Annotated in this window: 20 protein-coding genes; 12 read left to right on the top strand and 8 right to left on the bottom strand. The window is 39.5% G+C overall.

The window, feature by feature from the left end:
• The 3 genes from R8N23_RS09890 to R8N23_RS09880 all read right to left on the bottom strand — a co-directional run bounded on the left by R8N23_RS09890 (position 1) and on the right by R8N23_RS09880 (position 2,588).
• Positions 1-744 (bottom strand): hypothetical protein, encoded by a 744-nt coding sequence (locus tag R8N23_RS09890; RefSeq protein ID WP_318171434.1) that lies wholly within the window; start codon positions 742-744, stop codon positions 1-3.
• On the bottom strand, positions 734-1,312 hold the full coding sequence (locus tag R8N23_RS09885; RefSeq protein ID WP_318171433.1) for an RNA polymerase sigma factor: 579 nt from the start codon (positions 1,310-1,312) through the stop codon (positions 734-736). The genes R8N23_RS09890 and R8N23_RS09885 overlap by 11 nt, the downstream gene beginning before the upstream one ends.
• 295 nt (positions 1,313-1,607) lie before the next feature.
• Positions 1,608-2,588: a T9SS type A sorting domain-containing protein gene (locus tag R8N23_RS09880; protein WP_318171432.1), complete on the bottom strand. Its 981-nt coding sequence runs from the start codon at positions 2,586-2,588 to the stop codon at positions 1,608-1,610.
• Between the two features lie 153 nt (positions 2,589-2,741).
• On the opposite strand from R8N23_RS09880, the gene R8N23_RS09875 reads away from it, so the two are divergent.
• The 3 genes from R8N23_RS09875 (at position 2,742) to R8N23_RS09865 (ending at position 5,411) form a co-directional block, all read left to right on the top strand.
• Entirely contained in the window at positions 2,742-3,293 is a 552-nt protein-coding gene (locus R8N23_RS09875) for a hypothetical protein (RefSeq protein WP_318171431.1), read from the top strand.
• A gap of 121 nt (positions 3,294-3,414) precedes the next feature.
• Entirely contained in the window at positions 3,415-4,623 is a 1,209-nt protein-coding gene (locus tag R8N23_RS09870) for a cytochrome-c peroxidase (protein ID WP_318171430.1), read from the top strand.
• A gap of 17 nt (positions 4,624-4,640) precedes the next feature.
• On the top strand, positions 4,641-5,411 hold the full coding sequence (locus tag R8N23_RS09865; RefSeq protein WP_318171429.1) for a hypothetical protein: 771 nt from the start codon (positions 4,641-4,643) through the stop codon (positions 5,409-5,411).
• Positions 5,412-5,501: 90 nt separating this feature from the next.
• Here R8N23_RS09865 and R8N23_RS09860 read toward each other — a convergent pair whose 3' ends face one another.
• The gene (locus R8N23_RS09860; RefSeq protein WP_318171428.1) at positions 5,502-8,039 is read right to left on the bottom strand and encodes a PspC domain-containing protein; all 2,538 of its coding nucleotides are present in this window, start codon (positions 8,037-8,039) and stop codon (positions 5,502-5,504) included.
• A gap of 77 nt (positions 8,040-8,116) precedes the next feature.
• Complete coding sequence (locus R8N23_RS09855) at positions 8,117-8,473, bottom strand: PadR family transcriptional regulator (RefSeq protein ID WP_318171427.1); 357 nt, start codon at positions 8,471-8,473, stop codon at positions 8,117-8,119.
• A 436-nt stretch (positions 8,474-8,909) separates the two neighbouring features.
• Between R8N23_RS09855 and R8N23_RS09850 the strand changes: the two genes are divergently transcribed.
• Both R8N23_RS09850 and R8N23_RS09845 read left to right on the top strand, forming a co-directional pair.
• Positions 8,910-9,992 carry a hypothetical protein gene (locus tag R8N23_RS09850; protein ID WP_318171426.1) on the top strand — a complete coding sequence of 361 codons (1,083 nt, stop codon included), beginning with the start codon at positions 8,910-8,912 and terminating at the stop codon, positions 9,990-9,992.
• Positions 9,979-15,015: a C25 family cysteine peptidase gene (locus R8N23_RS09845; RefSeq protein ID WP_318171425.1), complete on the top strand. Its 5,037-nt coding sequence runs from the start codon at positions 9,979-9,981 to the stop codon at positions 15,013-15,015. The genes R8N23_RS09850 and R8N23_RS09845 overlap by 14 nt, the downstream gene beginning before the upstream one ends.
• Here R8N23_RS09845 and R8N23_RS09840 read toward each other — a convergent pair whose 3' ends face one another.
• Both R8N23_RS09840 and R8N23_RS09835 read right to left on the bottom strand, forming a co-directional pair.
• A complete protein-coding gene (locus R8N23_RS09840; protein ID WP_318171424.1) occupies positions 15,016-15,900 on the bottom strand; it encodes a hypothetical protein in 885 nt (294 codons plus the stop codon).
• A 9-nt stretch (positions 15,901-15,909) separates the two neighbouring features.
• Positions 15,910-16,806 carry a hypothetical protein gene (locus tag R8N23_RS09835; protein WP_318171423.1) on the bottom strand — a complete coding sequence of 299 codons (897 nt, stop codon included), beginning with the start codon at positions 16,804-16,806 and terminating at the stop codon, positions 15,910-15,912.
• A gap of 195 nt (positions 16,807-17,001) precedes the next feature.
• On the opposite strand from R8N23_RS09835, the gene R8N23_RS09830 reads away from it, so the two are divergent.
• Genes R8N23_RS09830 through R8N23_RS09820 form a run of 3 tightly spaced genes read left to right on the top strand, consistent with a single transcriptional unit; the run spans position 17,002 to position 19,274 of the window.
• Complete coding sequence (locus tag R8N23_RS09830) at positions 17,002-17,544, top strand: pyridoxamine 5'-phosphate oxidase family protein (RefSeq protein ID WP_318171422.1); 543 nt, start codon at positions 17,002-17,004, stop codon at positions 17,542-17,544.
• Positions 17,545-18,438 (top strand): cation diffusion facilitator family transporter, encoded by an 894-nt coding sequence (locus R8N23_RS09825; protein ID WP_318171421.1) that lies wholly within the window; start codon positions 17,545-17,547, stop codon positions 18,436-18,438.
• Positions 18,439-18,461: 23 nt separating this feature from the next.
• Positions 18,462-19,274, top strand: a complete 813-nt coding sequence (locus R8N23_RS09820; protein WP_318171420.1) for a sterol desaturase family protein — start codon at positions 18,462-18,464, stop codon at positions 19,272-19,274.
• Here R8N23_RS09820 and R8N23_RS09815 read toward each other — a convergent pair.
• Positions 19,226-20,224 (bottom strand): acyl-CoA reductase, encoded by a 999-nt coding sequence (locus R8N23_RS09815; protein WP_318171419.1) that lies wholly within the window; start codon positions 20,222-20,224, stop codon positions 19,226-19,228. The two genes, R8N23_RS09820 and R8N23_RS09815, sit on opposite strands and share 49 nt — an antisense overlap.
• Before the next feature lie 106 nt (positions 20,225-20,330).
• On the opposite strand from R8N23_RS09815, the gene R8N23_RS09810 reads away from it, so the two are divergent.
• The 4 genes from R8N23_RS09810 to R8N23_RS09795 all read left to right on the top strand — a co-directional run bounded on the left by R8N23_RS09810 (position 20,331) and on the right by R8N23_RS09795 (position 22,843).
• Positions 20,331-20,678 (top strand): 4Fe-4S dicluster domain-containing protein, encoded by a 348-nt coding sequence (locus tag R8N23_RS09810; protein WP_318171418.1) that lies wholly within the window; start codon positions 20,331-20,333, stop codon positions 20,676-20,678.
• A 100-nt stretch (positions 20,679-20,778) separates the two neighbouring features.
• On the top strand, positions 20,779-21,387 hold the full coding sequence (locus R8N23_RS09805; protein WP_318171417.1) for a Crp/Fnr family transcriptional regulator: 609 nt from the start codon (positions 20,779-20,781) through the stop codon (positions 21,385-21,387).
• A 69-nt stretch (positions 21,388-21,456) separates the two neighbouring features.
• Positions 21,457-21,732: a hypothetical protein gene (locus R8N23_RS09800; RefSeq protein WP_318171416.1), complete on the top strand. Its 276-nt coding sequence runs from the start codon at positions 21,457-21,459 to the stop codon at positions 21,730-21,732.
• 73 nt (positions 21,733-21,805) lie between these two features.
• The gene (locus tag R8N23_RS09795) at positions 21,806-22,843 is read left to right on the top strand and encodes an alpha/beta hydrolase (RefSeq protein WP_318171415.1); all 1,038 of its coding nucleotides are present in this window, start codon (positions 21,806-21,808) and stop codon (positions 22,841-22,843) included.
• The last annotated feature ends 59 nt before the right edge of the window (positions 22,844-22,902 follow it).

Below are 22,902 nucleotides of genomic sequence, written 5' to 3'. Positions count from 1 at the left end.
TTATTTATTTAAGTTTTTGACGTTATTCTTTTTTGAGTTTCTTTGAAAGAGATTGTCTTTGGCTTCTCTAATATCTGCCCACAAATCCCCTGGTTTTATTTCACGTGTTTGATTCCATAGTTCTTTTATTTTATTGCCGCCGGTAGTATCAGTCTCTTGCTTCGCCAGCAACTCTTCCTCCTTTGGTTCCGGAACTTTCCCTCGTTTATAAGTGATCTTGATAGATTTAATTTTCTTCTTCGGTTGCTCTTCTATCTCAGGAGAAATGGATTCGGCTTCCGCCAATTGAGTTTCGTTAACTATTGGTGTTTCATTTACTTCTTCAGGCAAAGTCTGCTCAATTTCTACTTGTACAGGAGTTTTTATCTGCTCAATCGTTTTAGCCTTGGCTTCAGTTTTTAGCTCTTTCTCCTCAGGTAAGGGCTCCAATTCTACCTCTTGCTTCTCTTCAACCTCCTCTACTATTTTAGGAACTATCTCATTATTGTCCTGCATCGATTCAGAAGGCGCCTCAATCACAGCCAACTGATCATCTACTGAGTTATCCTTGTTTGAAAAGAACAGTACCATACCAGATACAAGTAAGATCAATACAGCAGCAGCCACACGCCATAGCGTAAAGAATGGGGGCTTTTCTCGATTATCCAGCATGGCATCAAGCTTCTCCCAGCTATCTGCTTTGGGCTGAGATGGAGCACCTTTCAGTTTGTCCCGAAATAGTTTATCTGTCTCTTTAGCTTCCATTGTCTCTCCTTTTAAGTTCCCTTTCGTTCTCTACAAGTTTTTTCTGCAGTAAACTTCTTGCTCTGCTCAATTGCGATTTCGAAGTATTAACCGAAATCTCTAATTGTTCAGCAATCTCTTTGTGGTTATATCCTTCAATTGCATATAGGTTAAAAATGGTTCTATAGCCCTGTGGCAATTCCTGAATCATTTGCATCAAATCTTCTGCTTCTAAGCTTTGATCTGCTGTTTCAAAATCCACTGCCGGGTTGATTTCGTCCAAATCCACTTCCTTGTACAGTTGCCTGTTGTTTCTGATCCATTCCAGGCAAGTGGTAACCATAATTCTCCTGATCCACCCTTGAAAACTGCCTTCTCCTTTAAACTGATCAATCTTCCCAAATACTTTCACAAAACCACTAAGCATCATTTCTTCGGCCATATCCACATCACTAATGTACCGTCTGCACACCGTGAGCATCACCGGTGCCTGCTGCTCATATAGCAGCTTTTGAGCGCGCCTGTCTTGGCGCTTGCACTGACGGATCAGCTCAGATTCGGAGTTTATTTGACCTATTTTGAAACCCATTGGTTATGAATTCATGGACTAGATGCAGATTGGTTGCTTGGGGTTGCATCGGTAGGTAAATTTATTGAAATAATAAAAGAAGGGTGGTCATGTGGACTTCAACACCAATTGATAAGGCTCACAACCATTTTATTACAAAGATTAGCTTCTAGAGAATCCATAGAACGGACGTCCTATCCTCCTGATTCGGAAACTATTTCATTCTCAAAAAGGCTCGTAAGGAGTCTTTAAAAAATCACATGAAAATTATTAAATCTGATTGAGGGATGATTGTCGGTTGACAAACATAAAATTGTTACCTCTTAATCATCTTAAATTCTGACACCTTACCCTTCATTGTAAGTTCAATTAAGTAGACACCAGGCTCTCCTTTCAATTCAAACTGATAGAAAGAGGTATTCATGTGTTCATTGGCATGAACCAGTTTACCTAAAATGGTGAACACTTTTATGGATACTTCACTCGCTGTACCCAAGTCTATATTTACTATACCATTTGTTGGGTTAGGATTAATATTTATAACCTTTTCAACCGAAGAACCTAATACGGTCTCACAGTCCAACGTTCCATCTCCATCGGAATCAGTATCTGCTACACCACATCCACATACTCCAGGTGCAGCTTTGTTGGGATCATCCACACAATCATCCACACAATCCGCTGTACCATCTTGATCTGAATCCGTATCTGGGACTCCACATCCGCAAATTCCTGGGGAAGTTTTGTTAGCATCATCAACGCAACTGTCATCACAGGACGCCGACCCTTCACCAATAGTTGTGGTTCCTTCAGTACAACCTTTACAAGATGTTTGGCCTTCTTCATCCTGATATTTTCCCGCTTCACATAAAACACAAGAAATTTGTCCTTCTTGATCTTGATATTTTCCTGCAGCACATGAAATACAGGAAGTTTTTCCTTCTTGATCCTGATATTTTCCTGCACTACAAGAGAGGCAAAAAGACTGCCCCTCCTGATCTTGATAGGTTCCCGGGTCACAAGAATTACAAAAAAATTGACCTTCTTGATCCTGGTATTTTCCGGCAGCACAAAGAAGACAGGAAGTTTGGCCTTCTTGGTCTTGATATTTTCCCGCTGGGCAATTTATTGCGGCAGTAATATTCCCACCTGGGCTGTAGGTACCAATAGGTGCTAATTCATATTCACAAGTTGAAGTATTTATAAATTGCCCTGGAGGTGCATTATCTTTATCGCATGAGATACAAGCTGCATGATATCCAATAGACAAGAGAGTTAAAACCAGTGTTCCTTTCATGAAAATATACATTTTTTCAATATAGACATATTCCCATATAATAAATCAAATGCAGAATATTTATACCTAATGAAATTCTTGTGAGTTCTTTGACATCCTATATTGAGAAATGAAAAATTGTAAATATCTTAACCTCTACAAAATCATTCAATTATGAGAATTACTGCATTTTTATTAAGCATGTTTTGCACGCTTACTAGTTTCGGACAGGAGTCAGATGCCATAGGATCGACCTTCCCTGAAATGGTCACTGAAGATTTGTTCGACAATACCATCACCCTCCCTGAAGATATAAAAGGAAAATATTCCATCATAGGGCTTGCCTACAATAAGAAGTCTGCAGACAAAATGCCGAATTGGGTGGTTCCTATTTATCAGAAGTTTATAGCCGAGCCTCCTGGCTTGCAAATCGGATATGATGTCAACACCTACTTTGTTTACATGTTTAGTGGCATGACTGTCGCTCTGAAAGATGTAGTCAAAAGCAAAATGAATAATGAAATGGATGAGGTTTTAAAACCACACACGCTTTTTGAGACCGGTGAATTAAAAAGTTATCAGAAGGTTCTCGACATGCTCGAAAAAAAAGACACACCCTACTTTTTTATACTAGATCCTGATGGCAAAATCCTATGGGCCACCAGAGGCACACCGCGTGAATCCAAAATCAACAAATTGGCCTCTTATATCGACGAAGGAAAGTAAATCATTTGCGGGTTTCGACCAAATGATACAAATACCAGACGAATACTGAGTATTACTCTTTAAATCACTGGAGGGTTAATTCCGTCTATCGCGTTTTATATAAAACAAATAAACACGTGATATGAAGAGTTCATTTTTTCAATTGTCCCTCCTTGCATTTACTACCCTATTCATTTCTTGTGACTCTACGGAGCCTGATGAAATAGAAGTGTCCCCCGACCTGTCATTCGATATGGTGATGGCTACCTTCGGAGACAATCTTGACCCTACCAACCTTCCCAACTATGCCAATCAAAAAATTCCCAATTATATCAATGAAGACAACACAGGTGACAATCAAATAACCGACGGTGGTGCATTATTGGGACGTGTTTTATTCTATGATAAAAAACTCTCGTCGAATAACACGATCGCTTGCGCCAGTTGCCACCAACAAGCCTTCGCCTTTGGTGATCAAGCAGTAGCATCTACAGGTGTAAGCGGCTTCACCGGGCGGCACAGTATGCGTTTGATCAATGCCCGATTTGCTGAAGAAGAGAGTTTCTTCTGGGACGAAAGAGCGAATAGCTTGGAAGAACAAACCACCATGCCCATTCAAGATCACATTGAAATGGGATTTAGCGGACAAAATGGCGATCCGGATATGGATAGCCTTATCAATAAGTTGAGTGAAGAAGGACACTACGCAGAGCTTTTCACTTTGGCTTTTGGTGATGGTGAAATCACAGAGTCCCGAATGCAAAACGCAATGGCTCAGTTCATCAGAAGCATTGTTTCTTTCGATTCAAAATATGATATAGGTAGAGCTTCCGCAAACAACAACAATGACAGTTTTTCCAATTTCACAGATTTGGAAAACGAAGGCAAAAGGCTTTTTATGCAAAGAGCTGAATTGAATAATCAAGGCGTAAGAATAGGTGGCGGACTGGATTGCAATACCTGTCATAGCGCACCTGAATTCGACATCGATCCGGATTCGAGAAATAATGGGATCATTACCGCATTGGATGGCAGTCTGGATACAGAGGTAACCAAATCCCCATCTTTGAGAGACCTATTTGGTACGGATGGATCGGCCAATGGCCCCTTTATGCACAATGGATTCTCTACTGATTTCAATGAGGTGCTAGACCATTATGAAAGCGTACCTATGGGCAACAATACAGATAGACGACTCTCTGGCGATGGTGGCAGACGAGGCGGTGGAGATGATATGGTTCGAAATTTAGCCATTACTGACCAGGAGAAAGAAGCCGTATTGGCTTTTATGAAAACACTTACTGGAAGCAATGTATACACCGATGAGAAATGGTCTGATCCTTTTGAATGATTTGATATATTTGAAACATGGAATACAACAAGGACCAACAAGAAAGAATCCAAACTTTAATATCTACTTTGAACAAAAAATACAATAAGATTGAAATAGATAAAAATACTCTTGCGGAGAAAGGAAAAAATTTAAAAAATGAACTGAATTCTCATTCAAAAAAATTAGGCTGGAAAGAGAAATTGTTTGGTGGTAGCCTTGGTGGAAATAAAGAATTGGCTGAACTGGTAAAGCATACTGAAAATGAAATGCAAAAGGTTGAGTCCAGCTTGAAAAAACTCAGCAAAGAGCTTAAAGAAAAGCCAGATATAATTAAAAAGGAATTCACAAATGCCCTAAAGGAAATAGACTCTGATTTCAAAAAGTTAACAGATGATAGAACTTTGCATTATGACTTATACAAGGCAAGCAAAAAATATGAGGATCTTTTGAAAAAAGCGCATCAGGGCGTAATTGATGCATTATTATTTCTAAGTTGGGAAAAGTTAATTAATCACCCTGAAGCTAGCGAAAAGCTAAATGGATTTAAGAGTGAAACTTTACGCTATCAGAAGGTTGTGGATAAATTGAGAAATAATTCTTCAACTCAACCTAAACCTGCAGTTACCTTGGTTGATCTAATAAAATTTGATTCGCAAGAAATTGCAATGTCGAGCTTTAAAAAATTACTAAGTCAAACCTCAAAATATAAAAAATACACTGACAGCTTTCTATCTCAGTCAAAAAAAGACATTCAAGAGTACAGAAAAAAGGCATATGAAGAGATCATTGGTCAGAGTTTGGATTGAGATTTAATTCAAACAACCTTGTTAAAAAAACAACCCTGACGCAGTAGAACTGGTCAGGGTTAGACTATAAACTTGAAATGTAATTTTCTATTATCGACCAGATCTTTTCACGGTACTCAATTCATCTTCGTTGATCACATTCACATCAGCGTCACCTTTATACCTCACCGTGCTTAGTCCGTTGGCATCTACAGACAATCTTCGATTGGCATTCACTCTGACATTTGAAGCTCCTGAGGCAGAAACTTCGACAGTTTCAGATTCATGATCGAAGGCCTTAAGCGTAGAGGCTCCAGACACATCCACTTCCAGATATTGAGATTCCCCTTCTAAATCCAAGGAACTGGCACCATTGAGATAAACTTTCAGCTCTCTAGCCTCCAAATTCATTTCGCCTGAAGAAGCTCCACCAAGATCAATTTCCAAATCATCTACTTCAAAGTCTTTGAGTTCGAAATAGGATAACCCTTTACTGTTGATTTTTTCTAATCCAGGCATGGTAATGAAGACATCCAGTCGAAATTCATCGTCTAGATCTTTCAAGATGTCCCATTTTCTACCTGCCATATCTATTTCCAAAATGTTGCCATATTTCTTGATCAATACATCCTGCTTGTAACGTTCTTTGCCTTTTACTTCGATGGCGTAATCATCACCTTGCGTAATATATACGTTGTAAATACCTCCTACTTCCAATTCATCAAAATCTCTAATATCAAAGCTCATAGGTTCGCCATCGTATGACTTCACCTTATACTTTTCCTTTCTTTTCGATTTTGATTTCGATCTTGCATCCTCCCGGTCGCCTCGATCAAGTAGACCTCGGGAATTATATCGCTCGCTACAAGTCAGACAATCCAATCCCTCTTCAGTGAAAATCCATTCATTGTTAGTTGTAATTTGCCAATTTCTATAGCCGTTTCTATTGAAGGTATTCTCGATAATATCAACCATATCATCGTCCATGATAAATTTTTGGTTGTAAGGAATGTATAAGGTCATATCCAATTCCTGTGCTCGAAATTTCGATCTACTCTTGAACGTATAATCTGAATCAAAAATCAGTTCATTGGCTTTCTGACGCACCTCATAGGTTATCATTTGCGCATTCTTTTCTGCTTCCTGACGAGATCGACCATGTGCTTCATATCTCATATCCAATCTGACCACAGAGTCTTCATGACCACGCAACTTCAAACTGGTTGCATCAATTCCACTAAAGTCTACATAGTCCAAAGTCAAAAGAATCGGTTCAGATCTATCCAAATCAAAAGTTCTGGATTCTCGAAATGAACCTTCATTTCTGAATTCACCAACCACACTAGGTACAGCGATAGACAAGCTGATCAGGCAGATGACCCATACACCAAAAATTGACCAGCCTAGTGGTGCACGAAGAACCATGCTTTTGGTAACAATTGAAATACCCAATAAACACAACACCAAAAAAGGAATGAAGGCAGTCAAGAATACGGCTAGAAAAGTAAAACCAGAAACACTTTCAGCTAATATTCCTGCAGGTAAAAAAGTAGCGCTAATCCAGTCTCCAAAACCTGTGAATAAACCAAGTAAAATACCAGCAGCTACAAACAAACTGATCATACCAGATACTCCAATCATAGTGACTACAAGACCGGCTAATACTCTAACGACATCCATCAATACTCTGGAGAAAGGCCCCAGCAATCCTCCCAAGGCAGTAAACAATGCTGCGATCAACCGGAATGGAAAAAGTAAAACTTTAGCTATCGCACTTTCTTCGCCTTCTTCCTGTTTTAAACTCTTCTTGACATTGTGCTCGATATTAGACAAGGTGACTGGCTCACCTTGCATCTGCATTTTGTCTGTGAGAGACTTGGCGACTGGTGTAATCATCCACAAGATGATGTAAATAATCAGCCCAGTTCCACCGAGGAAAATGGATAGCACGAAAATCAATCGAATCAAAGTGACATCAGCTCCGAAATAAGCCGCTATACCACTAGATACACCACCCAACACCTGATTGTCAGGGTCACGAAACATCTTTTTGACCTCCTCATCATCTCCCAGCGTGGTTGACCCTGGAATAACGATCCAGAGAATGATGTAAGTGATTAACACAGCTCCACTCATAAAGCTTAAGAATATATTGAGCAAAAGCAAAACGGCTATCAAACGAATCCAGAGTGGATCAATACTGAAATAGTAAGCTATACCAGCAGCTACACCTCCGATGACTTTTCTCTTTTCATCGCGATGAAGTTTTTGCTTTCCAGGATCCTCGGCATCATGAGCACGTTGTTCCTCTTTCTGCTTTTCTTTCTTCTCTTGCTTTTCTTCGGCTGTGGGTTCTTCTTTTACTGCAGCAGGTTCATCATCTTCCAGTGCCTCAAAGTCGGCTACGGTTCCCATGGTATCAATCAATGATTGAACATCGTCATGATTGATGATTTGCTTGCCGTCATCCAGCTTCGACAAGAATATCTCTGCCACCCTACTTTCAATATCTGCAATGATCTCAGCGCTATCTTCATAATTAGAAAAATAGTTATTGATGGTTTCTAAATACTCTTTCAATTGAGCATATCCATCTTCTTCTATATGAAAAATAATACCGCTTATATTGATACTAATATTTTTCTTCATTGTCTTTTAATTTATACTTGATCCAATAGAATGGCATCCCATTGGGGAATTTCGGTTTATAGTTTTGTTGATGGTTTTCATGATTTGGTTGCTTTGGTTTTTGATACCTTTTTAGCACTGATCTTTTTAGTAGACGTTACCAATTCTTTCCAGGTATCATCTAATTTACCTAAAAACTCGGTTCCTTCATCAGTGATTGTATAATACTTCCTAGGCGGACCTGACTTGGATTCCACCCATTTGTAATCTACCAAACCAGCCTTTCTCAGGCGAGTAAGTAGCGGATACAACGTACCTTCTACTACCATGATTTTTGCTGAGGTGAGTTCTTCGAGCATGTCGGAAGCATATACCTCCCCTCTTGATATAATTTGCAAAATGCAAAACTCAAGAATGCCCTTTCTCATCTGTACTTGTGTGTTTTCTATCTTCATATCCAATTGTCTTGGGCTTTGCTCAACTCAACAAGCTCCCAACCAATTGGAAGACAAGTGCGAACAAGAGAAAAATTAAAATAATCATAGTCTTGAATTTTTGTGAGTTTAGAAAGAGTCGGACTTGAGTAATATCCGACTCCAATTTTGAAATTCTTTTTGACCTTGATAACTCTATACGGAATAGTACCTTGCAAGGCCAAGTACTGGGTGAAAAAAATTACAATTCGTTAATTTTCTTTACTGAGTTCAATGAATTATTTGAATAATTATAAATATTTCTATTGAATTGAATGTTATACCATCAAACCAGCTCATAAGCAATTACAATTTTGAACCGGATTCATCTGGTATCAAACGAGAAATTCAACAGACTCATAGAATATTATTGAATAGCAAAGTGAGAGTATTTAGATTTGTTCAGATAGTTCAATTGATGCACGTGAGAATAGTCATTGCCGCCATCTTGGGATGGCTATGTATTTCCAACTCCTTTGCTCAGTCCAACACCCCAAAATACAGCAATGAATTTTTGGCGATTGGAGTGAATGCACGTGCATTGGGCATGGCCAGTGCCTTTACCTCCGTGGCTAACGATGTAAGTGCTGGTTATTGGAACCCTTCAGGGCTAACACAGCTGGAATATAAATACGATGTTTCCTTAATGCATGCCCAGTATTTTGCAGGGATTGCCAACTACGACTATCTTGGCTTTGCCACCCAAATTGACTCTGTAAGTGCCTTAGCCTTTACTGTTATTCGATTCGGAATAGATGACATCCCTGATACCAGATTTTTATATGATGCGAACGGCGCACTCAATTATGACAACATCCAGTTTTTTTCAGCTTCAGATTATGCGTTCCTCTTTTCTTATGCTAGAAAAGTCGACTTGTTGGGTGGAATAGATATAGGAGGTAATGCGAAAATTATCTACCGTCATGCTGGCAATTTCGCCTCCGCCTGGGGGTATGGACTGGATCTCAGCGCCTCCAAGTCAATCAAACAGTTGAACCTCGCCTTAATGCTAAAAGACATCACTGGAACCTACAATTCCTGGTCGCACAATACAGAATTGGTCGCAGACATTTATACACAGACGGGCAATGTGATACCAGAAAACTCAATCGAAATCACTTTGCCTAGAGCCATCCTTGGCGCTAGCTACCAATTTACGATCAAACAGAAATTCGGTCTACTCGTATCCATGGATTTAGAAACTACTTTCGATGGGAAAAGAAACACGGTAATCAAATCAAATACTATTTCGATTGACCCAAAAATGGGTATAGAAGCTAGCTATATTTCAAAATTTTTCATTCGGTTCGGAGCAGGTCAATTTCAAGAGATCCAAAATTTTGATCGTACCACATCCACAGTATATCAACCTAACTTTGGTATAGGAGTCAAACTTCAAAATTTTAATATTGATTACGCATTAACCGATATTGGTGATCAGGCGGAGACACCTTACTCACATGTTATTTCACTTAAACTTGGATTTGATGATAAGAAATAGGTGTTATATCACTTTAGTGTTTCTGTGTCTGCTTTCTACAGCAATGGCACAACCTTATGGAAACGAGTGGCTAAATGCCAATCAGAGGTATTTCAAAATCAAAATAGGTGAAGATGGAATTTACCGAATGACCCAGCCAGAATTAGCGGCATCAGGTTTTCCAGTGACTATAGTCGATCCGAGAAGAATTCAGTTGTATCACCAGGGGCAAGAAATCGCCATACACGTCGAAGGGCAAATCGACGGAAGCTTTGATTCGTCTGATTATTTGGAGTTTTATGCAGAAAAAAACGACGGAACTACTGACACTAAACTTTACAATAGTCCGACCAATCAACCACACACCTACTACAATATTTTCTCAGATACAGCTACCTATTTTCTCACGTACAAGGTCAATCTTGTAACTGGTCTTAGAATGAGTGAGTTTTCGGAAAACAACACAGGTGGTCTACCTGCAGAAAACTATCATATCAATGAAACTTTACTACTTAAAACAGACACCTACTATGAAGGACAAAGCTACGGCTCTGATAATAAAATAGTGCTCCCTACCTATGACAGAGGAGAAGGCTGGACCGGAAGCTTTGCTAGCTTAGGTCAGAACCTGGATAATACCATCACTGGATTATCCGACCAAGTGCAAGATGATATTAACCCTTCCATAGAAGTCATGTTAGTTGGCGGCAACAACAACAGTCACAATGTGACCATTTTAGTTGGCCAAAACTCTGGATCACTCAGAGAAATATCCACTGCTACTTTCGATGCGGATGAAAACTATCTTGTTTCAGAAGAGATCAACTGGACTGATATGGCGGGTGGCAGTATGCTTGTAAGAGCTACGGTAAATGGAGTTGGTGGTGCAGCAGATCGCGTTTCTGTTTCGTATATCAAAGTGGATTACAGTAAAGGGTATGACATGAGCTCTGCTAGTAGTAGTCAGTTTGTGATGAAAACGAATGGAGGAAATAAGTCATACATTGATGTAGCTAATGCGCCTTCGAACATTGTCCTTTATGATATTACCTCAAAATCAAACCCAATATCAATAGGTACAAACGAAGGGGCAGGAACCTTCAATGCGATTATTGACAACACGGGCATTCAAAGAACTTTGTTTGCTCAATCTGATTTAAAGGCAGTTACCTCTTTTGAGGAAGTGTCATTCAATTTCTTTAACCCTGCGAATTACAACTATCTTATGATCAGTCACTCTGATTTGAGAGGTAACACAACCAGTGGTCAGGGAGATCAAGTGACAGCTTATAAGAACTACCGAGAATCAGTCTCTGGAGGCGGTCATACGGTTCTGGATATTGACATCGAAACCATCTTCAATCAATTTAACTACGGCAACCCCTCTCCCATTGCCATTAAAAACTTCTGCGAGTATGTTTATGACAATGGAACACCTGAATTCCTTTTCTTAATTGGTAAAGCCTCCAATGTTCAAGCCAATTACTACCGACAGGATCCAGATCTAACCACTACCAGACATTTCATTCCTACGTATGGTTATCCGGGAGCCGATGTTCCTTTTTCTACTGGATTTGATGGTGGCAGTGGATATGGCGTATTGGCCACCGGCAGAATCAATGCTACCAAGCCGGATCACATTGAAGCTTACTTAAATAAAGTCATAGAAGAAGAAGCCTTGCCCTTTAATACATTAAGGCAAAAAAATTTAGTTCACCTGAGTGGTGGCAACACCGAATCTGAACTTAATATTTTCCGATCCTATATTGATGGTTTTGCAAATATTGCAGACGGCGAACTATTGGGAGGAGAATCTGTGCAGCTATCCAAAAACAACAATAGCGCAGTAGAGTTTATTAATATTTCAGACGAGATCAATGATGGCGTCATGATGGTTACTTTCTTTGGTCACTCGAGCGGCAGCATTACTGACATTGAAATTGGGGAGGTTTCAGACCCTGCCTTCGGATATTCTAACAAAGGAAAATACCCTGTCTTTATGGTCAATGGCTGTCTGGCAGGTGACTTCTTTAGTGAAAATGAATCATTTGGTGTTGATTGGATTCTCACCCCTAACCTCGGTGCATTAAGTTTCATGGCACACAGCCATGTGGCATTTTCCAATAACTTAAGGAGATATACCAATCTATTTTATTCCGTTGCTTTTACAGACGATTTCTTTATTAGCCAATCAGTAGGAGAAATTAAGAAGGAGACCGCGACGAGATACATCAACACCTATGGAGCTTCAGAATCTTCGGTATCTCAGGTTCAACTAGTGAACTTGCAAGGTGACCCAGCGGTTAAGATATTCGGACCGGACAAACCTGATTACGACATCAATGAGGCTTACATCAAGGCAGAAACATTTGATAATTCACAGCTACTGGCAACTGTAGATTCATTTTATCTCGAAATGAATATTCGAAACTTTGGAATCTATGCGGAAGATACTTTTGATATTTCAGTAATCCGGACTTTCGCAGATGGGAGCACTAAAATTTATGGACCTGTATTATATGACCAAGTACTGCGAGAGGACACCATTCAATTCACCATTAACAACGAAGTGAGCAATGCCTCTGGATTAAACTCTTTTACTATCAACCTGGACCCATTCAATAGAATAGATGAAATGGACAAGACCAATAATACAGCATCGATAGATGTGTTTTTATCATCCGGAAGTACTTTCAATCTTTTCCCAAGTAACTTATCTGTACAAATAGATCCTAACCAAGCGTTTTATTTTCAATCCTCCAACTTACTTGCTGGCACCCGTTCCTTTGATATAGAAATAGATACAACAGCTACATTCGATAGTCAATATTTAATCAGTCAAACGCTAACCACGAAGGTAATTGGTAAGCTTAGTGTGAACCTTGAGGAAAAAGGAAACATACCGAATGGCAAAGTATTTTACTGGCGCACTCGTTTTACAGATCCACTACCCACTGAAGGAGACGAATGGACAACTAGCTCATTTACTCTAGATAGAACTCTCGGCGAAGGATGGGCGCAGACCAATCCTGTCCAATTCACTGAGGCAATATCAGAAGGACTTGAATTGGATCCGAATACTGGACTATGGAGTTTTCAGTCACCTACACTACAACTTGAAGTACAAAATTACGGATCCGATCACCCTAGCTTCGATTATCAAGACACCGAAGTTTTGCTCAATGATAGAAACTACTTCATTACCAACTCCCATGCAGATCCCGGGTGTAGAAACAACTCCATTAATTTCCTTGCCTTTAAAAGACAATCTACTGTACCCTTTAAGCCTGTGTCGCCACCAGGATTTGATGAACTGCAACCGTTGATTTGTGGTGTATTACCACAAGTAATTTTCAACTATACTTCGGGGGATATGAGTAACGCTTCTTACGGCCCGGAGGCATTTATTGATAATCTCGAAAATGATGACAAAGTGCTGATTTTTTCACTTGGTACGGTTGACTATTCAACTTGGACAGGGGCATTTAAAGATGCATTGGAAACCTTAGGTTTTGATAGGACGAATCTCGATGCACTTCAAGACGACGAACCGGTCATTATGTATGGGGCAAAAAACTTAGCGGCAGGTACTGCAAGAATTGACACCTCTGGCGTCATGCCTAAAAATGCGCAACAGATCTTTTTGAAAGAAACTATTAATGGTAGTTATGACACAGGAGAAATTTCCTCAGGACTAATTGGGCCAGCTTTGTCCTGGTCTCAGTTGACTGCAGACATTCAGGATTCTGGCAATCCCGGCGATGATACCAAAGTACTCTCTGTTTATGGGGTAAGGCAGGATCGCACCGAACAGCTACTCGTTGAAAGCCCAACTGTCAACGACATTGATATGAGCACAATTGATGCTACCGTCTATCCATTTGCACGAGTGCAATTGGAGATTAGTGATCCTGTACTCCAAACTCCTCAACAATTGAGATCATGGCGGGTGGATTACGAAACTGCACCTGAAGGATTATTGCTTCTAAACAGTCAAGAAGGAACTACAAGTCCCGTAGAACTTCAAGAGGGACAACCTTACAACGGTTCTTATACCTTCTGGAATTTCTCTACAAAAGATTTTTCTGACTCTATAAAAGTGAACTATGAACTTATCAATGTTAGCACCAGTATTTCCCATGCTGACTCAATGAATCTTGCTCCTTTAAGCAGCGGAGATTCGACTCAATTTGATTTTGATTTTGTAACCATGGGCAACTTGGGGCTGAATGACATGATTCTGAATACCAACAAGAATTATCCAAATGAGGTCTATACTTTCAACAATTCGGCACGCTTTTCTAATTATTTAATGATTGAACCTGATGAGACGAATCCCTTAGTTGACGTATCATTTGATGGTGTACAAATCATGGATGGTGATATAGTATCCCCAACCCCATCTATAGAAATAATCCTCAATGACGAAAATTCCTATCTACTAAAAGAGGATACAACAGGTATAAATATCTATCTAAAACACCCCTGTGAAACTTGTGATTTTGAGCGTATCGCCTTTAGTAGCACAACTATGGACTGGTCGCCTGCTACCGCTGATGAAGACTTTAAAAGTACCTTCACCCCAGAACGGTTGGAAGATGGTATCTATAGTCTAAGAGTATTGGCGAATGATGCTTCTGGCAATCCTTCCGGATTGAAACCTTATGAAATAAATTTTGAAGTCATTAATGCTTCTACCATCACAAATTTCTACCCCTACCCTAATCCATTCTCGTCGAGTACACGGTTTGTATTCACCCTCACAGGCTCCGAGTTTCCCGAGGACATTAAAATTCAAATCCTTACCGTATCTGGGAGAGTCGTTAAAGAAATCTTCATGGATGAGCTAGGGCCTATCAACATTGGGAATAACAAAACTGAATACGCCTGGGATGGTCATGATAACTACGGCGATCAGCTGGCCAATGGCGTTTACCTGTATAGGGTATTGATCAAAAATCCGGGAGAAAATTTCAAACATCGGGAGACCTCTGCGGATCGAGGGTTTAAGAATGGATTTGGCAAAATGTACCTGCTGCGCTAACTAGTGTAAGATCATATTGATCTTCTTTACTACCTCATCCAAATTACTGGCTTTAGTTCTAATCTCCTTTAACTGATCTTTGCTCACGCCATCATTGTCTTCTTGATTTAAAATATCCAATAGGCTCAATATATTCGATAAGGGTCTTCTGACTACATGAGCATTATCATAAGCATAGGCCTCTAGTTCCTTGTTTCTGTTTTCTAATTCAAGCGTGCGCTCATGGACCAACTCTTCCAAATTATTCTGGATATGTCTAATCTGCTCTTGTTGATTGCTTAACAACTGATTTTTGATTTGCAACTCGGTATTTATCTTATCGAGGTTTTGATTTTGTGCTTCTATATCTTCCCGTTCTTGATCGAATCTCACTTTGATAAAAACTACAATTGCCGCTACAATCGCAGAGTTGAAAAGATAGTTGAAGGAAAGCGGGTTGATCAAATTTTCCGTTGAGCTTATTTTCAGAAGCACTTCAGGATCTGCATCCAATGTCAGAATAATATTTACTAAGCAAAGGGAAACAATCATAAACAATCGAGCTTTCCCATTCAATACACCTAGAAAAATAACACAGATCGAAAAATAGATATAAGTAGCAGAGCCTTCTACTCCTCCCAAAAATTTCCAATACAAAACGAACATAGGTAACCAGGTCAAACAGTAACAGTTAGCCGTCAGATTTGGGTTAGCACCCTTTGATAATGCCAACAAAGTAACGAGTGAGATCAAAAATGAAATAATATCCAGCACAATTATCGCTTGATCCGCATCAAACCATAGGTCTTTGACCACACCTAAAGACCAGAACGCCACAGATGCAACTAACACTAGTCTAAATAACTTGAGTTCGTTTTGTTCAATATTTGAATTTACAGGTATCAAATGCTACTTCTAATTTTCTGGATTATAGTAATTACCATTCTTCAGTTTGCTGGTCACAGCACGTATGGCAGATTGAAGATGGTCGGCCGATTCCATGAGCAGGGTCCCCATCGGCGTTTGCTTTGTTCCTTTATCCAATTGATCAATTGAATTAACCGTGGATTCCAGGTAAGGTCCTATTTCAAAGAGAGTAACCGAAAGATACTTTTCAATAGATGCTCTCTGCCCTATTAGTTTTTCACTCCGTTGTTTGATATTCTCCTCTAGCCAATCGTTCGACTTCTGTAGTAAGGCTTTTTGCTGCTCTAATTGAACATTTTGAGATTCAAGTGTTTCAATCTTTGACTCTAAACTCTTTTGATTACTCTTTAAATCTTGTCGCTTGCTATCAAATTGAGACTTATGATATAACAGCGCCACCGTCACCACTACAGTAATCCAGAGGTAATGATAAATGTTCTTATCATCTTCATTGATTTGCGGCATCAAATCCGTACGGAAAATGGCTACATACAGTAAACCAACCTCAAGCAAGACACAGCTTACCACAAAAAAGACTAACCATTTCCCATTATTGATCAAGGCGATCAAGATCATTCCTCCAATGAAGTAATATTCTCCCATGCCTCGGATCCCATTAAGTACAATCCAGTTGGCACATAAGAAACCAACCATCAAGAAAGAAAAGGGCACAGCAATGTATTCAAAGCGGATACGAAATCGGAGGAGAATAAGCGGGAGCAGGAAGATCACACAAAGCGAGCAATCAACTACAAAATCCATATCAATAACTTCCAATGGAAGATCGCGGTAGATGGCCACCGCCATTCTCATCATTCCCGCAATACAGCCCACCGTCAATATATCGGATTCGAACTGTCGATTTTGATGTTTATAGAAATGCATTTGTCAGGGTCAGATACTCTAAAATAACTGTTTTGCCAGACGTTTGAGACAATAATGAATAGATTTCGATGAATGCATTAAGGCTTTTCATCCAAATTAGCTCCTGCACTTTTAGGTAAGCACTAATTTTCTCTTCTAAATCAATAAATCCTATCTTAGGTTTATTCGTTCAATTAGAAATTAATTAACATCAATATGTCCAAACTCATTACGTCTATCGACGAAAAAACTAGAAAATTCATTGAAGCACAGCAGATGTTTTTTGTGGCCACAGCTGCTGCCGATGGCAAAATCAATCTCTCTCCTAAAGGAACGGATTCATTCAGAATAATCAGTCCTACACAAGTAGCGTGGCTCAATCTGACTGGTAGCGGAAACGAAACAGCAGCTCACATTTTGGCCAACAACCGAATGACTATTATGATGTGTGCTTTTGAAGGAAAGCCAAACATTATGAGAATTTACGGATCTGCAAAAGCCATCTATGAGCAGGATGAAGAATGGGCAACTTATGGCCCACTTTTCAAAGCAAACACAGGCTCAAGACAAATCTTTTTGGTAGATGTAGAGCACATCCAGCACTCTTGCGGCATGGCCGTACCACTATACGACTTTGTAGAACACAGAGATTTGTTGGATATTTATCATGATAAAAAAGGACGGCAAAAAGTGAAAGCATACTGGGAAGAGAAAAATATGACTTCTCTAGACGGCCTTCCTACTGGACAAAAAATATAAATGCCTCACCATCACCACGGACATGATCACAACCATCACGATGTAAGTAACATCAAGACAGCCTTTTTTCTCAACTTGGGTTTTACCATTGTTGAGTTTATTGGTGGGTTTTATGTCAATAGTGTGGCCATCATTTCTGATGCCATTCATGATCTGGGTGATTGTCTGAGTTTAGGCATCTCATGGTATTTTCAAAAAATCTCGCACAAAGGCCGTACGCCTACCTTTTCCTATGGATACAAGCGCTTTTCTGTATTGAGCGCCATTCTCAACTCGGTGGTTCTATTGATCGGATCAGTTTTCATATTGATGGAAACCATCCCGCGATTACTAGCTCCAGAGCAGCCAGAAACTACCGGCATGATGATACTGGCAGTGCTGGGGGTAATCGTAAATGGTGCTGCGGTTCTTAAAACCAGGAAAGGAAAAACCGCTAATGAAAAAGTGGTTTCACTTCACTTACTGGAAGATGTCTTAGGCTGGGTCGCTGTACTGATTGGCAGTATCGTCATGAACTTTTTTGACGTTCCAATTTTAGACCCTCTACTATCTTTACTTATTGCTGGATATATTCTAGTCAATGTTTTTAGGAACTTAAAAAACAGTACCAAGATCATCTTGCAAAGCATTCCACCAGATGTCAATACATCTGCGTTGGAAGAAGAGCTAAAACAAATCCATCACGTAGCCAAAGTCCATGACATGCACACTTGGACCATGGATGGCGACTATCATGTCATGACTGTTCATCTGGTGTTAGATCAAGATGTGGATTTAGACACTGGGGCAATTATAAAATCAAAGGCCCGAGACATTCTTAAAGCTGGAGAAATAGATCATGTCACTATCGAGTTGGAATCTCCAGAAGAGCATTGCGATCTGGAAGAGTGCTAATATTTGATTAAATTCAAAACTCGATGGATTTTCAATTGACAACAGAAATATGGCAACGAATAGTAGTAATAGATTTTCTTCGCTACTTCATTTTCGCCTCCGGTAGTTATCTACTGATATGGGTGATTCTAAAGAAACCATTAGAACATCTCATTATACAAAAAAAACTACCAAGCCTAAAAAGGAAACTTTCTGAGTTCGCCTATTCCATGTCCACTGTGCTTGTTTTCTCCATCTTTGGTACGTTCATACATTATTCAAAGAGGAACGGTGGCACACAGATTTATCAAGACGTGGCACAACATGGTTGGCTATGGGTTATTATTAGCATTGCCATCATGATACTATTTCACGATTTTTACTTCTATTGGACACACAAATGGATGCATCATAAAAGTATATTCAAATATGTTCACAAGGTTCATCATCAATCCACCAATCCATCCCCTTGGGCAGCTTACGCTTTTCACCCGCTGGAAGCGGTAGTTCAGGCTAGTGTGTTCCCAATTTTGATATTTTCACTTCCTCTTCACTCCATCGCTATATTCTCATTTCTCATATATATGATTACCAGAAACGTGATGGGACATTTGGGATTCGAGCTATTCCCTAAAAAGTTTGTGGATAGTAAATGGCTCAACTGGCACACGACCACTACGCACCACGATATGCATCACAAGCATTTCAATGCTAATTATGGACTATACTTTAGCTGGTGGGATCGCTGGATGGGCACAGAACACGAAGCCTATCAAAAAACCTACAATGAAGTGAAATCAAGAAAGACTCAAGATAAACCAGTCAAAAAGGCCATCGTATCTACCCCATCGGCATAGTCTGCGACTCCAGGCTTTTGTGCTTGACCAAATGGAATATGATTGCCGCCCACCACACATTGAATCTTCTCTGCATTTTCTTTTAAGATTTGATTCAATTCCTTTTCATCATTATACTGTTGATAATAAAGCACTGAAATTGGAGATACCAATTCTTCACTTTCTCTGATGAGTAAATATTCCGTATCAAGAAACGGCTCTCTATTCACCAAATAGATAGACTTGTTGTAATCGTAGTTGTTTCGGTATTTATGATGATGGATAACAGGTTCAAAGGGTTTAAGTGCATCCAGAAAGGGACTGAAATTATAACCTTTTGGTACAAATAGTTTCGAAACATTGCGACACCCTAATCCATAATACTGGAAAATATCGTGTCCGAGATTTTCGTAATCTTGTTCTGATTCATTTCCAGTAAATACAGCCACCGAAGTACGGTTTTTACGGATCACATTTGGTTTGTTTTTGAAATAATATTCAAAATATCTCGCTGAATTGTCGCTACCGGTAGCAATAAATGCATCTGCATCATTCAAACGCTCAACGAAAGTCACTTGTGATTTGAACTCGGGTTCAATTCTAAAAAGTTCTTCCAATACAAATCGCATTAAAATTCCATCCTTAGAACTCATCTTGATCATCAGGTGATGACCGGAAAGCAATACGCACATGACATCATGAAATCCCACCAAAGGAATATTTCCAGCAGCTATTATCCCGATTTTCTTAGGCTCAATTTGATCTAGTGGATAATTCTTCAGCCAGGAATCAAGTGTATCATGATCCAAAAACATCCCAATCCCCTCAATTGCCATCTTTACATTGTCTTCGACAAACCAGGCATTTTCGTTTCGTGCACCCAAGCACAGCTCTTCCATCTCTTCTGAAGAAAGATTTTTCAAACGGTTTCCCAGCGTTTCAAAGGATTTTATTCTGTCAATCAACAACATAAATCAAATAAATCAGTATAGATAAACTAACATGCCAAACATTTTGGCGGGTAAAATTAATCAGTATTTTTGCACACTTATTTTAAGTATCAATAAATAAACGGAAATGGCAATAATTATTACCGACGAATGCATCAATTGCGGAGCTTGTGAGCCAGAATGCCCAAATACTGCGATCTACGAAGGTGGAATCGAGTGGGATTGGGCTGGTGGAACTAGCTTGACCGAAGTTGAACTGGAAGACGGTACTCAAGTGGATGCCAATGCGCCACAAGAGCCCGTTGATGAGGATTTGTATTACATCGTTCCTGGAAAATGTACCGAGTGTAACGGCTTCCATGAAGAACCACAGTGTGCAGCTGTTTGTCCGGTGGATTGTTGTGTGGATGATCCAGATTACGTAGAAACAGAAGAAGAGCTTTTGGCTAAAAAAGCTTGGTTGCACAACGAGTAAAAAAGACAAGACACCCAAAGCCAAGTCTTTGGCTCCAATGATATATACCACGTTCGAAAGGACGTGGTTTTTTTGTGTCCTTTTTTTTTAGATTAGTGAAATGGAAGAACCCTTAGATCAAATTAAAACATACGTCAACCAACTATCCTTAATTTCAGATGATAGTTGGCATGAGATAAAAAAAATATTTCAAGTAGCTGAATTTAAAAAAGGAGCATATTTTGCTAAAGCAGGGCGAATTGAAAATCAATTCGGTATTTTGCTTGACGGTGTACTAAGAGCATATATCACCAATGGAGATGGCTCAGAGCACACTAAAACAATATTTACTCCCATTTATTTTAAAACTGCCATTTCTTATGTGGGAGCCCTAACTTCTTTAGTTACGGCGACCCCAAATCGAGTAAACATTCAAACCCTCACTCCTGCCAAAGTGTTCGTAGGCAATTACAATGATTGGAAAAACCTTATCGATCATAATCAAGAAGTGGCGGCATGGAGTAGAAAAATGACCGAACTGTTTTTCATAGGCAAAGAGCAAAAAGAGTTTGAATATTTCACCCTTCAGGCAGACGAACGATACAAATTGTTTAGAGAAAGATATCCAGAGCTTGAAAATATGATACCACAATATCAAATTGCAAGATTTATTGGAATTACACCTACTCAGCTAAGCAGAATTAGGAAAAGAATTTTCAGAGAGGAGTAATCCCTTTACATATGTAAATGGAATCTTCTTATTTAAGGTTCATATTTGAAAAATCAATAAAAATCAAACATGAAGCTAAAACTAATATTCCTATCTCTTCTTTTTTATGGACTCATGAGTTGTGAAGAAGATGCTGAACCTGAAACCAACTGCTACATTTGCACACGACTCATCCAAACTTTGGATAAAGATGGTATTCTTATTTTAACTCAAGAAGACCAATCCCTCCAATGTGAAAAGACAAAAGAAGAAATCACGGATTTCGAGTTGGACAATCGCAAAGACTTAGCAACAAGCAGTGGTGGAAAACAAGAGTTTTTTATGACTTGCAAACTTAAGGAATGAATTTCAAAGCCATTTTCTTTCAGGATATTGGCTAAGTATTGATTAATTCCTGATTCTAAACGACCTTACTTCTATGAAGAAGCGATACAAGGTCATCATAGCATTATTATTATTGATATTTCTAGCCTACTGGCAAGGTCCACAACCAGTCTTTGAAAAAGTGTCGAGCAACATCGAAACACTAGAAATTTCAATCGATAAAATAGACAGTACCATTGCTGCATTTGAAAGTCAATTTCCAAATATCAAACCTGAAAATGAATCACGTATCATTTGGGCTGACTCAGTGCGAAAAACACCCTACTCCATGGTCTACCTCCATGGGTTTTCTGCTGGTGTGATGGAGTCCGCCCCAGTACATCAAACATTGGCAAAGAAATATGGGTGCAACTTGTACCTAGCACGACTATCCCATCATGGGTTAAGTGGTGATGATGCCTTTGAAGGTTTGACCCCTGCGGCCTTAATGAATTCGGCAGCAGAAGCCATTACGATCGGCCGAATCATAGGCGAACAGGTCATTCTCGTATCTTGTTCTACCGGAGGCACTTTATCTATCTACTTAACTGCACACAACCCAGAAGCCGTCGCGGCCCAAATAATGTATTCACCAAATACTGCCATCGACGATCCTACAGCGATTCTCTTAAACAAGCCATGGGGCAAAGAATTAACCCGAGCTGTTATTGGAGATTATCGGGTGGGTGATTCCACGAAAGTAGGTACTCCTATCGAGCGCTACTGGACCTTGACCTATCGATCCGAAGCACTTATTGCGCTCCAGGAATTGCTCGATCAGACCATGACGGATGAGGTGTTTGAAAAGATTAACACCCCCTACTTCATTGGCTATTATTATAAAAACGATGAAGAATCCGATCATGTCATTTCTGTACCCGGCATTTTAGATTTTGATAAAAAAACAAACACTCAAGGAAATCTAAAAAGAGTCATTGCCTTCCCTAATGTCGGCAATCATGTCATGGCCTCTGACTTGCAATCAAAGGATATAAATAGTGTCATCGAGGAAACAAGCCTTTTTGTAGAAGAAGTATTGAATATCAAACCAATTCAATATGATACTCTCAATTTGACCAATACTAATTTGTAAATCCTCTAATTCTAAGATACCAAATCGGAAAACAGCCCGATTATATCTAATTTGGCATT

Source organism: Reichenbachiella sp. (assembly GCF_033344935.1).
Taxonomy (GTDB): Bacteria; Bacteroidota; Bacteroidia; order Cytophagales; family Cyclobacteriaceae; genus Reichenbachiella.
This window is presented reverse-complemented; position numbering and strand designations above follow the sequence as displayed.